Source organism: Acidithiobacillus sp. TH-A67 (genome assembly GCF_057473545.1).
Genome location: NZ_JBYCKU010000026.1, coordinates 1 through 12,341 on the forward strand (window position 1 = coordinate 1; position 12,341 = coordinate 12,341).

The window sequence follows — 12,341 nt, forward strand, 5'->3', positions numbered from 1 at the left end:
TCGGTAGCGGTGTACAACCATTACAAACGTCTTGAACATGGCGGGTCGGGTAGTGATGTGGAGCTCGACAAGAGCAATATCCTGCTTATCGGTCCCACTGGTTCGGGCAAGACCTTGCTGGCGCAAACCCTTGCGCGCCTGCTCAATGTCCCCTTCGCCATGGCCGATGCCACGACCCTGACCGAGGCCGGTTATGTCGGTGAAGATGTCGAAAACATCATCCAGAAGCTGCTGCAGAAGTGCGATTACGACGTTGAGAAGGCGCAGACGGGCATCGTCTATATTGATGAAATCGACAAGATTTCCCGCAAATCCGAAAATCCCTCCATCACCCGTGATGTGTCGGGGGAGGGAGTGCAGCAGGCCCTGCTCAAATTGATCGAAGGCACGGTCGCCTCGGTGCCGCCGCAGGGTGGCCGCAAGCACCCGCAGCAGGAGTTTTTGCAGGTCGATACCCGCAATATCCTCTTCATTTGTGGTGGTGCCTTTGCCGGCCTGGAAAAGGCCGTCGCCAGCCGCCTGGAGAAGGGCGGTATCGGCTTTGGGGCCAAGATCAAGAAGGGTAACGAAAACTTGGCCATGGCGACGATGATGGAAAATCTCGAGCCTGAGGATCTGGTGCGCTATGGACTCATCCCGGAGTTTGTCGGTCGTCTGCCCATCATCGCCCTGCTCGAAGAGCTGGACGAAGATGCCTTGGTGACGATCCTTACCGAGCCCAAGAATGCCCTCGTCAAGCAATATCAAAAGCTCTTTGCCTTGGAGGGCATCCAGCTTGAGATCCGCCCCGAGGCTCTGCGCGCCATTGCCAAGAAGGCCCTCACGCGCAAGACCGGTGCACGTGGACTGCGCTCGATTCTCGAGCATATTTTGCTCGATACCATGTACGAGCTACCCTCCATGTCGGGTATCAAAAAGGTGGTGATCGATGCCGGAGTCGTCGAAAGTGGCAACCAGCCGCTACTGGTCTACGACGAAGCGGCCAAGGTGGATGCTTCTCACCCTGCCTGAACCTTCCTGATCCGACGCTGTTGAAAACTACAGCGTCGGCCCCCATTTCCTCCTCCCATGGGGAGAGTTTTTCTTCCCCGCTACCCTGGAGTGAAGCGTGGCTGAATCCAAAACGAGTTCTCTATTGAGCGAAGAATCCCTCATCGTCCCCGTCCTGCCCCTGCGCGACGTGGTGGTGTTTCCCTTTATGGTCATCCCTCTCTTTGTCGGACGGCCAAAATCCATCCGCGCCCTGGAGGACGCCATGGCCGGCGACAAGCAGATCCTGCTCGTTGCCCAGCGCAACGCCGCCGATGACGATCCCGAGCCGGAGCGGATCTTCCGCATGGGAACGGTCGCTACCATTCTGCAACTGCTGAAGTTGCCGGATGGCACGGTGAAGGTGCTGGTGGAAGGTACCGACCGGGCCCGTATCCAGGCCTTTCTGCCGGCAGAAGGGACCCTGCGCGCGCAGATTGCCGTGGTTCGTTCCGGCACCGCCAATGACCGCGAGCTGGAGGCCCTGGTGCGTTCGGTGCAGGCGCAGTTCGAGGCCTACGTCAAACTCAATAAGAAGATCCCGCCCGAGATCCTGCAAACCCTCGCGAGCATCGACGATCCGGCGCGCCTGGCCGACACCGTGGCCGCCCATCTCAACCTCAAGCTCGAAGAGAAACAGGACATCCTGGAAAAGGCCGAGACCCGTGCGCGGCTCGAACATCTGCTCGGCATGATGGAATCCGAGATCGATCTGTTGCAGGTGGAAAAGCGGATTCGCGGTCGCGTCAAGCGGCAGATGGAAAAGAGCCAGCGTGAGTACTACCTCAACGAGCAGATGAAGGCCATTCAAAAGGAGCTGGGGGATCTGTCGGAGGAGGGCGGCAACGAGGCCGACGAGCTGGCGCGCAAGATCCAGAAGGCCGGTATGCCCAAGGACGTGCGCGCCAAGGCCGAGGCAGAGCTGAAAAAGCTGCGCATGATGAGCCCGATGTCGGCGGAAGCCACCGTGGTGCGCAACTACATCGACTGGCTCGTTGCCGTGCCGTGGAAGAAGCGCAGCAAGATCACCCAGGACCTGACCCATGCCAAGGAGATTCTGGATGCCGATCACTACGGCCTGGAAGACGTGAAAGAGCGGATCCTGGAATATCTCGCAGTGCAGCAGCGGGTCGGCAACAGCCATGGCCCGATCCTCTGTCTGGTGGGCCCGCCAGGGGTGGGTAAGACCAGTCTGGGCCGTTCCATCGCGCAAGCGACGGGGCGCAAGTTCGTGCGCATGTCCCTCGGCGGCGTTCGCGATGAAGCGGAAATCCGCGGGCATCGCCGCACCTACATCGGCGCCTTGCCTGGCAAGATCGTGCAGAGCCTGTCCAAGGTGGGTACCCGCAACCCGCTGATGTTGCTCGACGAAGTCGACAAGATGGCCATGGATTTTCGCGGCGATCCGGCCTCGGCCCTGCTCGAAGTCCTCGATCCGGAGCAGAACAACACCTTCAACGATCATTACCTGGAGGTGGATTTCAATCTGTCCGAGGTCATGTTCGTCACCACTGCCAATACCCTCAATATCCCGGCACCGCTGATGGATCGTATGGAGGTGATTCGCATCTCGGGGTATACCGAAGACGAGAAAATCCACATTGCCAATCAGTACCTGCTGCCCAAGCAGATTGAGAAGGCCGGTTTGCAGAAGGACGAAATCCAGATCTCGACGGCCGTGATTCGGGATATCATCCGTCATTACACCCGCGAAGCTGGGGTGCGGAATCTCGAACGGGAACTGGCGCGCCTTTGCCGCAAAGTGGTCAAGGAGCTGCTCCTCGACAAAAAACGCCGCAAGATACAGATCAGTGAGCGCAATCTCGACAAGTATCTTGGCGTTCAGCGCTTCGATTTTGGCAAGGCCGAGAAAGAGAATCGCATCGGCGAAGTCACTGGCCTGGCCTGGACGGAAGTAGGTGGCGAACTGCTCAGCATTGAAGCGGTGGTGGTCCCGGGACGGGGTAAGTTGCTGATCACCGGCAAGCTGGGCGACGTCATGCAGGAGTCGATCCAGGCAGCGATGAGCGTGGTGCGCGCCCGTTCCGGTATTCTCGGTATTGCCCCGGATTTCTATCAGAACCGGGATGTGCACATTCATGTGCCGGAAGGTGCCACCCCCAAGGATGGTCCGAGTGCCGGTATCGGTATGGTCACGGCCCTGGTTTCGGCGCTGACCGGTATCCCGGTGCACGCCAGTGTGGCTATGACCGGTGAAATTACCTTGCGTGGCGAAGTGCTGCCGATTGGTGGATTGAAAGAAAAACTGCTGGCAGCACATCGCGGTGGCATCAGCACCGTGCTGATCCCGGCAGAGAATGAAAAGGATCTGCAGGATATTCCCAAAAACGTGCGCGATGCCCTGACCATCAAACCGGTGCGCTGGATAGACGAGGTCTTTGCCATTGCCCTGGAACGGATGCCTGAACCGGTACCGGCCAATGAAGAGGGCGCCGTGGCGGCGGCCGCAGTTCCGGTCGAGGAAGGCACCGGCAAACGTGGCGCGGCGCACTGAAACTAATTGCCGCCCCAGAAATAAATCTGGGGCGGTTTATTTTTGCAGCTGTTCTTGACAGCGCTTTTTTTGTCCTGTTATAAAACTCTGGCCTCAATCGTCAAGCCTTACAGTACACACTCAGGAGACAAGGAATATGAACAAATCCGAATTGGTCGAGAAAATTGCAGAAGAAGCCGACGTATCCCGCGCTGCAGCCAGCCGCACCCTCGATGCAGCGATCAAAGTCGTTACCGAGGCCCTGCAAGCCGGTGACCAGGTAACCTTGGTCGGGTTTGGTTCCTTTATGGTTGCTGAGCGTGAGGCACGCAAGGGGCGTAACCCCGCCACGGGAGCAGAGATCATGATCCCTGCCAGCCGCTCGCCCAAGTTCAAGGCTGGAAAAGCGCTTCGGGATGCAGTAAACTAGGTCTTCTGGTCGGGCGGTTAGCTCAGTTGGTAGAGCGTCGGCTTTACACGCCGAATGTCGGGGGTTCGAGCCCCTCACCGCCCACCACAGCCCTTGTGGGGTGGTAGTTCAGTTGGTCAGAATGCCGGCCTGTCACGCCGGAGGTCGCGGGTTCGAGCCCCGTCCACCCCGCCACAACGCAGGCGACCCCGATGGGGTCGCCTTTTTTTATGTCTCGGTGCTTACGGATAGTCCACACCTTTGAGGTTTTTCTATGCTTGATGTCTTTCGCGGTCTGGCCCAATCCTGGGTGGCAAAAATCGGGATGCTCGTCATTGGTTTGTCTTTTATCCTTTGGGGCGTGAGCGGCTACCTATTCAACCAAGGCGATTCCACCGAGGTGGTCGCCAAAGTGGACGGCGAAAAGATCAGCAGCAGCATCTTTCAACACCGTCTGCAACAGGCGAAAGAGCAGTACGCCCATGTTTTTGGCAGTGACACGGCTAGCAAAGTGACCAAGACCCCAGCCTTCGCGCAGCAGGTTCTCGATAGCATGATCGACGATCTGCTGCTGGCGCACCAGGCGAGCAAGCTGCATCTGCAGGTACCCGACAGCGCCCTGAGCGCCAAGATTGTCGCCATGCCAGTTTTTTCAGAGAACGGGAAGTTTTCCCGAGCCCGTTATGATCAGCTCCTCAACGAAAATGGTCTGACTCCCGCGCAGTTCGAGGCACAATTACGCCAGGGGATGCTGCTGGAGCAATTACAAGCCCTGCCCCAGATCCTCGCCAGTGCCTCGCCCCAGGAGGCACAACAAGTCTGGCAGTGGTCCCAGGAATACCGCGATGTCTACTTATTGACCCTGCACAATGGGCAATTCATTGCCCAGGTGCGCCCAAGTGCGGCAGAGATCGACCAGTATTACCAGGCCCATAAGGCGGAATTCCAGCAGCCCGCGCAACTTCAGGTACAGTACATCGTTCTTGGGAAGAAGGACTTTGCCGACGAGCTGCAATTCGAAGCACAGGTCGACAACTTCAAAAACCTGCTGTTCAGTAGCCCAAATCTCCAAGCGGTGGCCAAGCAATACCACCTGACGCCAGAGCCGAGCGGCCTTCTGGAGGAAGGAAAAGCCGGTACCGGGGTATTCGCTGACCCGGCAGCCGTCAAGCTGGCCTTCAGTGCGGCGGTGCGCGCCGGCAAGAACAGCAGCGCCTTGCGACTTGCCAACGGCGATCTGCTGGCACTGCACCTGATGCATTACCAGCCTGCCCAGGCACGGAGCCTGCAGGCAGTGGAAACGCAAGTCCGCAGTGCCGTGCTCCAGCAGCAAGCGGCCAAGATGCGCCTGGCAGAGGCCAAGCAATTGCTGGCAACGGCACGCAAGGAACAGAGTATCGCTTCCTGGCAAAAGGAATATTCCGCAGAGCTCGTGCATTATCCCGAAATCTCCCGCCGGGACGCGCATGGCCTGTCATCGCCGTTGCTCCAGAAAATATTCCTGGCAGCGGCCCCTGCCAGCGGTAAGGTCACTGTGGGATCGCTGGAGGATGCATCGGCAAGCACCTTGTACGCGGTTGCCGGGGTGGTCCTGCCCAGTCCCGATTTGCTCAATCCTTCGGTGCGTGATGAAATTCAGAAGTCCCTGGCTGAGCAACGGCTGCGGCTGCTGAGTCGAGCCTACCTGCGGGCCCTGCGCGATCAGGGAAAGGTAAAGATCTATCAAAGTAATCTACGACAGGCAATTGGATGATCTTCACGGAAATTTGTAGAAATTAGATGTTCATCCGTAGAGGGAGGAGAGCGGGGTGTCGGAGAGTCTTGAGAATCTGCATCACGAGCTGTTCAGCAAAGAATACCAGATTGGGGCGGGAAGCAAGGCGCTACAAATAATCGAGCGCATTATCCGTGAGCACCTTTTCTGTACCCTATTCTTTGCGGAGCGTGATCGCAGTTACACCTCCATGCTGCTTCCTAATGCCGATTCTGGCAGCTTGGTATTGGATCTACCTCTCGACCTGCCGGCGCAAATCCAGCCGGGGACCTCGGTAGTACTGCTGGCGCGTATTGATGGCGTGATCACCGGCTTTCGTTCGAATCTGCGCGAACGAGGCCCGGAGGAGCTGATCCTGGATTTTCCCGAGGCCCTCTATCAGATGCAGAGGCGGCAGCTCTATCGGGTGCCGCCGGCAGTCGGCGATCCCGATCAGGTAATGATCTCCCGTCAAGGAGCCGAAACGTTGCTGGGCACAATGCAGGACATCAGTGTGGGCGGTATGCGTGCCCTGTTCCGGCCGGCGCCGCGAGATTTTCCCGTTCAGGCAGGAGAGCACTTTCCTGACGTCCGCTTTCAGCTGCGCGGCGGCAATGAACTCTCGCTGTCGGCGATCGCCCGCTTTACTGATCTGCACAGTCAGCGTGGCGATGCCCTGGTGCTTGGTCTGGAGTTTCAAGACATGTCCGCCACGATCCGGGAAGGCATCGCGCAATATGTCCAAAGCCGCGATCGCGAAATTCTCAAGGGCCTGGGCATTGGTCTCGGCAGTGGGAGAACCAGCGTAACCGCTGAGCAACCGGCGAGTCTGCGGCGAAAGCTGCGTCGCTGGTGGCGGGGTTGAGCTGGTGGCCATGAGGGGTGCCAATGTCCGCTGATCTGCCCCGAGTTCTAGATGCCCTGCGTCCCGTGCAGGGCCGCGCCCTGCCGGACGGCGGTAGCGCGGATCGAGGCTTTTCGGCGCATACTTCAGCCGGTACCCTGTTGACCGGACAAATCATTGGTCAATCCGGTCAGCTGAGTCTGGTCCGCATTCGTGGCCAGGATTTTCTGATGCAGCTCCCGCAACGCTGGCCAACGGCTCTGCGGCAGCTCTCCCTGCTGTACCTGGGTGGAGAGGAGGAAGCCAAGTTTCTCCTGCTGCAGCCCCAGGGTACATCTTCCTCCGCAGCAACCAGTCTGTCGCCTCTTCTCCGAACACTGTTCGCGGCGGCGCCTGCATCCGCTCCAGCAACCCTCGCCTTGGTTGGCGCCAATTCTGGCGGACAAATTCTGGCTTCATCTCTCGCCGCTTCTCTGCAGAGCGGCGTGGAAAGCAGCGGGATGTTTTATGAAAGTCATCTACAGGCCTGGGCGCAGGGAAATTATCCTTCGCAACGCTTGCTCCAGGAGCCGCAGGGAAAATTGAGCCCATTGCTTCATAGCGACATGGCGAACGGTGGGGCGGAAGCCTTGTCCTCGCTCAGTCCTGCTCCGTTTCGTTTGGCGCAGGCGCAACAGGCGCTGGGGGTCTACGCACAAGTGGCGGCCCAGGGTTCTTCTGCCTTTACCGTGCCAGCGGCGCTGCATCCCGTGCTGCAGCAGCAGGGGCAGGTACTGATGCAGCAGCAATTGCTCTGGAACGTGGCGGTGTGGCCCGGGCAAAACGCTACCTGGAAGGTAAGCCGTCGCCACGAGGATGCCCAGGATGGCAAAGTGCTTGCCGTGGAAGAGCTGAGCTCTTGGGAGAGCCGACTGGAAATGGATCTTCCCTCCTTGGGGCACCTCGACGCACGCATGCGCCTGCGTGGTGACAATCTGAGCTTACGGATGCAAGTGTCATCACAGATTCTGAAGAGTCTACACGCCAAACTCGAAGAATTGCGCTCGGCGCTGGAACTGCTGGGATTGCAGGCAAATATCCGCCTCGAAGCGGAAAATGGCTGAAACGGTCGATCCGAAGCACAAAAAAGCTGCCGCGGCGCTCCGCTATCAGGCCGGTGATGCGGCGCCGACCCTGGTGGCCAAGGGGCAAGGACTGATTGCCGAGCAGATCATCGCCGCCGCAGAATCCGCAGGGATCTATGTGCACCACTCGCAGGAGTTAGTCAGCTTATTGATGCAATTGGATCTGGATCAACAAATTCCACCAAAATTATACCAAGCGGTGGCCGAATTATTGGCGTGGGTGTATCGTTTGGAGCAGGATCATTCCGCTCGCTCCAGATAGGAGCACCGTGTTTATCTGCCGTTTCCTTTCAGGAGCCGACTGAGCAGCAGCAAGGCAATGCCATCGAAGATCAGGTTGATGCCCACAAAAATGCCCACCAAAACTATGGAGCCCCGGGGCCAGGTGAGGAGAAACAACAGGGCGATCAAGACATCGACGATGCCACTGAAGATGAACCAAGGGCGGCCCAGTCCCCCGGAGCGTTGATGAGCGGTAAAATTCCGGTAGGCATCCAACAGAAAATAGAGAATGAACAGCAGGCCGAGGCTGGCAATCCCGGCGGCCGGTTCCCAGACGATGATGAGACCGGTGATAAGCAAGAGCAGGGGCCGTAGCCAGTCGGAGAAATGCCGTTGACTATCGCCGTAGAGGTGCACGGACCAGAAAGCTCCGCCGAGAATCAAGATGGCGGCGACAATTCCAACGGTAAGGGTGGAGAGAAATACCGGGCTGATGAGGCCAATGATGCCCACCACGATAAGAAGGACGGCGACTGGGCGGGCAAATTTTCCCAGGCGTTTCTGCTCTGCCTCGACGATTGTGGAGAGATCTGGCGGTCTGAGGTTCATGCTGGGACTCCTCCGCTGGCGATGATTTATTCCTTCAGCTTAGCACAGCTGGCTTCTGCAGCCTCCAACGCCTGCCAGTAGGCATCTTGGGGCTGAAGCCGCTGGATCTGCTCGCGCAAGACTGCAGCCCCCACCGGATAAGAGCGGCCCTGGTCTTTGCGAATCAGTTCGACCAAAGGCTGAGCGGGAAAATATTGCAATGCCATTTCGCGCACTCCCATCTCGCACAGGAGGGTCGCCTCGCGCGCCAACTGCTCGGGATCGATGTGGGTATCGGCCAGAACCAGCACATCTGCATCCAGCAGACGGCGCACTTGCTCTACCCATTGCTTCTGAATTTCGCTTTCTTGCCCAACATCCCAGCCAGTCCAGGAGAACGCCGTGTCATGATTTTTGTCGTATTGCGCGCGGCGCAGTTGATCGCGTTCGAGGATTGCGATTTGCAGGTGGGGAAAGCGCTTGCCAAGATCCTGTGCCCAGGTTGATTTGCCAGAGGCGCTGGTTCCTACCGTAAAAAGTACTAAAATTTCCGGATTCATCGATGGTTTCTTCGTAGGTGATTGCCCGGACTGCAACCTGCAGACGCATGGACAAAAGACTCGCCTTCAGGGATAGTAAGGCAAGTCAGCTTGCAAACATTGAATGAAATGACCAAAAAAATTCTAGGAGAGTGGTACCGAGGACTGGATTCGAACCAGCACAAGCTTTCGCTCACTAGGACCTGAACCTAGCGCGTCTACCAATTCCGCCACCTCGGCAATAGCGCGCATCATCTACCAACAAGGAGTTTTTGTCAATGCCGGAGCAAGAGTCGCCCAGCCTGTCCCTGCCAGATCGGGATCCCATGTACGAGCGGGAAAAAGAAAAATATGAGCGCCCCATCGTCAGTCGCGAGTTTATTCTGAGTTACCTGGAGGGATTGGGGCATCCCGCCCGATTGGAAGATCTCATCGAAGACCTGGAGGTTGCGGAGGAGGATCAGGAGGCGCTACGGCGGCGCCTGCGCGCCATGGAGCGTGATGGCCAGTTACTGCGCAACCGGCGTGGAGCCTATGGGCTCGCAGAAGCGATGGAGCTGATCCGCGGGTCCGTGATCGCCCACCCCGATGGCTTCGGTTTTCTCTCGCGCGACGATGGTGGCAAGGACCTGTTTCTCTCCCCCCGGGAGATGCGCAAGGTGTTCCATGGCGACCTTATTCTCGGTCGGGTAATTGGTGAGGATCGGCGCGGGCGCCTCGAGGGTTCCGTCGTGCGCGTACTCGAACATGCCCTGACCCAGGTGGTGGGACGCTACCATGCGGAGGGAGAAAGCCGTTACGTGCTGCCGGAAGACCGTCGGCTCAGCCAGGAATTCGTGGTAACCGGCGCGGGAGAGCTGGCGCCGGTACACGGCCAGATTGTTGTGCTGCAGATTGAAACCTATCCCGACGGGCGCAATCTCCCCGAGGGACGCATCGTTGAGATACTTGGTGAACACATGGCCCCGGGTATGGAGGTCGAGATCGCCGTGCGCAGCTACGGTCTACCGTTCCAGTGGCCGGAGGCAGTCGAGCAGGAGGCCGCCACCATCGCGCCGGAGGTCCCGGAAGAAATGAAGCTGGGGCGCTACGACTTGCGCGACCTGCCGCTGGTGACGATCGATGGGGCCGACGCCAAAGATTTTGACGACGCTGTGTACGCGCAGCGGATGGGGGAGAGCGGATTCCGCCTCTTTGTGGCCATCGCCGATGTGGCGAGTTACGTACAACTGGGGTCAGCTCTCGACCAGGAGGCGCGACGGCGGGGCAATTCGGTCTATTTCCCGCGCCGCGTCATTCCCATGCTCCCCGAGGTGCTTTCCAATGGCCTGTGCTCCCTGAATCCGCAGGTAGATCGCCTGTGCATGCTCTGTGAGATGGAAATCGCCGACAATGGGGAGGTGCAGCGTTTTCGCTTTGCGCGTGCGGTGATGCGTTCCCAGCGGCGCTTTACCTACGATGAAGTGGCGCAGCTCCTGGCTGGCGAGACGCCCGCCGAAGGGGCAGATGCCGCCTTGCTTCCCCATCTGCAGACCTTGCACGCGCTCTATTCCGCGTTGGCAAAGGCACGGGAAGAACGTGGCACCATCGAGTTCGACAGTCAGGAGAGCCGGATTCTCTACAATGAGCAGGGGCGGATCGAGGCCATCGTGCCGTTACAGCGTAACATCGCGCATCGCATGATCGAAGAGTGTATGCTGGCCGCCAACGTCTGTGCGGCGCAGTATTTCCGCATTCATCAATTTCCCATGCTGTATCGGGTACATCCAGAACCGAATGCCGACAAGATCGAAGATCTGCGCCGTTTTCTTGGCGAGTTGGGCGTCCCGGTACGCCTGCCAGCGCGTCCACGCAGTGCGGATCTGGCGCAGATCATCGAGGCCACCCGCGAGCGCGCCGACGCCACCCTGATCCAGACCATCATCCTGCGCAGTCTGTCGCAGGCCTTTTATACCGTGGATACCAGTCTGCATTTTGGCCTGGCCTATCCCGCTTACACGCACTTTACCTCGCCCATTCGCCGCTATCCCGACCTGCTGATCCACCGCGGCATTCAGGAAATGCTGGATGCCGCAGCGGCTGGACGCCCGGTCCGAACACCTGCGCTGGTGGAGCTGAAAGAGCTGGGACAGCACTGCTCGATGACCGAGCGCCGTGCCGACGAGGCCTCCCGCGAGGCCGTGCAATGGCTCAAATGCGAATTCATGCTCGATAAAGTTGGCAATGAATATTCCGCCATCATCACCGGCGTGACGGGCTTTGGTCTCTTTGTTGCGTTGCGCGAGGCCTACGTGGAGGGGCTGGTACACATCAGCACCCTGGGTGCCGACTACTACCATTTCGATGCCAAACACTATCGCATCGTCGGCGAGCGCAGCGGGGAAGTCTTTCAGCTGGGGGAGGAATTGCGCGTGCGCCTAGTGCAGGTGAATCTGGACGAGCGCAAGATCGAGTTCGAGCGTGTGCTGGCCGAGGGCGAGGAAGGAGCGGGGCGCCGTCGTCGGCGCGTTTGATGCCGACCAAGGCAGTGTTTTGCCCCAGGCTATGGGGCGATGCTGCCGTTTTCCAGATAGCTCGGGTCGTAGTCGAAAATGACATTGCGATCCGGACTGACCAGATCCACATCCTTGCCGTCGTAATCCAGACGCAACAGGATTTCCTTTATGATCTGTAGGCGCGCCACTTTCTTATCGTCGGCGCGGACGATGGTCCAGGGGCAGAGGGTGCTGTGGCTACGCGCAAACATCTCGTTGCGCGCCTTGGAATAGTCCTTCCAATGTTTGACCGCCTGTTGATCGATGGGGCTGGTTTTCCATTGTTTCAGTGGATCGTCTTCCCGGGCTGCCAAGCGGGCCTTCTGTTCTTTGCGGGTGATGTCCAGATAAAACTTGCGCAGGTGGATGCCGGAGCGCATCAGCATGCCCTCCAATACCCCAACTTCCTGAAAAAATTCTTCCAGCTGCTTTTCCGTACAAAACCCCATGACCCGTTCGACGCCAGCGCGGTTGTACCAACTGCGATTGAAGAGCACGAATTCCGCTGCCGCCGGCAGGTGTGCGATGTAGCGTTGAAAATACCATTCCGTCTGCTCGCGGTCCGACGGTTTGGGTAAGGCGACGACGCGGGTTTCCCGTGGGCTCAGGTGTTCGGTGATGCGCTTTATGCTGCCGTCCTTGCCTGCGCCATCGCGTCCTTCGAGAAGGATCAGGATCTTGTCGCCACGCTGGATGATATGCCGTTGCAGCTTGACGAGTTCGATTTGCAGCAGCCGTAGTTCTTCCTTGTATTGCTGGGACTTCTCTGCCTTCTTGTTCATTTTCTGTTCCTCGGATGCGCCTG

Annotated in this window: 11 protein-coding genes and 3 tRNA genes; 10 read left to right on the forward strand and 4 right to left on the reverse strand. The window is 58.6% G+C overall.

Annotation, left to right across the window (positions count from 1 at the left end; all coding sequences use genetic code 11):
- The 9 genes from clpX to AC2VNM_RS02730 all read left to right on the forward strand — a co-directional run.
- Positions 1-1,011 (forward strand): ATP-dependent Clp protease ATP-binding subunit ClpX (clpX, locus tag AC2VNM_RS02690; protein WP_486912824.1); only part of this gene is annotated, 1,011 nt, incomplete at its 5' end.
- A gap of 97 nt (positions 1,012-1,108) precedes the next feature.
- A complete protein-coding gene (gene lon, locus AC2VNM_RS02695; RefSeq protein WP_486912825.1) occupies positions 1,109-3,544 on the forward strand; it encodes an endopeptidase La in 2,436 nt (811 codons plus the stop codon).
- A 79-nt stretch (positions 3,545-3,623) separates the two neighbouring features.
- Positions 3,624-3,953, forward strand: a complete 330-nt coding sequence (locus AC2VNM_RS02700) for an HU family DNA-binding protein (RefSeq protein WP_483165394.1) — start codon at positions 3,624-3,626, stop codon at positions 3,951-3,953.
- 11 nt (positions 3,954-3,964) lie between these two features.
- Positions 3,965-4,040, forward strand: a tRNA-Val gene (locus AC2VNM_RS02705).
- A 10-nt stretch (positions 4,041-4,050) separates the two neighbouring features.
- Positions 4,051-4,127 (forward strand) — tRNA-Asp (locus AC2VNM_RS02710).
- A 79-nt stretch (positions 4,128-4,206) separates the two neighbouring features.
- Complete coding sequence (locus AC2VNM_RS02715; RefSeq protein WP_483165363.1) at positions 4,207-5,685, forward strand: peptidylprolyl isomerase; 1,479 nt, start codon at positions 4,207-4,209, stop codon at positions 5,683-5,685.
- 55 nt (positions 5,686-5,740) lie between these two features.
- Positions 5,741-6,550 carry a flagellar brake protein gene (locus AC2VNM_RS02720; protein WP_483165364.1) on the forward strand — a complete coding sequence of 270 codons (810 nt, stop codon included), beginning with the start codon at positions 5,741-5,743 and terminating at the stop codon, positions 6,548-6,550.
- A gap of 23 nt (positions 6,551-6,573) precedes the next feature.
- Positions 6,574-7,632 (forward strand): flagellar hook-length control protein FliK, encoded by a 1,059-nt coding sequence (fliK, locus tag AC2VNM_RS02725; RefSeq protein ID WP_483165365.1) that lies wholly within the window; start codon positions 6,574-6,576, stop codon positions 7,630-7,632.
- Positions 7,625-7,915 carry an EscU/YscU/HrcU family type III secretion system export apparatus switch protein gene (locus AC2VNM_RS02730; RefSeq protein WP_483165366.1) on the forward strand — a complete coding sequence of 97 codons (291 nt, stop codon included), beginning with the start codon at positions 7,625-7,627 and terminating at the stop codon, positions 7,913-7,915. Before fliK ends, AC2VNM_RS02730 begins: the two co-directional genes overlap by 8 nt.
- Positions 7,916-7,926: 11 nt before the next feature.
- Here AC2VNM_RS02730 and AC2VNM_RS02735 read toward each other — a convergent pair whose 3' ends face one another.
- The 3 genes from AC2VNM_RS02735 to AC2VNM_RS02745 form a co-directional block, all read right to left on the reverse strand.
- Positions 7,927-8,484 carry an HdeD family acid-resistance protein gene (locus tag AC2VNM_RS02735; protein ID WP_483165367.1) on the reverse strand — a complete coding sequence of 186 codons (558 nt, stop codon included), beginning with the start codon at positions 8,482-8,484 and terminating at the stop codon, positions 7,927-7,929.
- 26 nt (positions 8,485-8,510) lie between these two features.
- Positions 8,511-9,023 (reverse strand): AAA family ATPase, encoded by a 513-nt coding sequence (locus tag AC2VNM_RS02740; RefSeq protein ID WP_483165368.1) that lies wholly within the window; start codon positions 9,021-9,023, stop codon positions 8,511-8,513.
- Positions 9,024-9,155: 132 nt separating this feature from the next.
- Positions 9,156-9,242 (reverse strand) — tRNA-Leu (locus AC2VNM_RS02745).
- A gap of 38 nt (positions 9,243-9,280) precedes the next feature.
- Here AC2VNM_RS02745 and rnr point away from each other — a divergent pair.
- A complete protein-coding gene (rnr, locus tag AC2VNM_RS02750; protein WP_483165369.1) occupies positions 9,281-11,515 on the forward strand; it encodes a ribonuclease R in 2,235 nt (744 codons plus the stop codon).
- Positions 11,516-11,544: 29 nt separating this feature from the next.
- Here the strand turns inward: rnr and ppk2 are convergent, their stop codons facing one another.
- Positions 11,545-12,318, reverse strand: coding sequence for a polyphosphate kinase 2 (gene ppk2, locus AC2VNM_RS02755; RefSeq protein WP_483165370.1), 774 nt, complete (start codon positions 12,316-12,318; stop codon positions 11,545-11,547).
- Positions 12,319-12,341 lie beyond the last annotated feature (23 nt).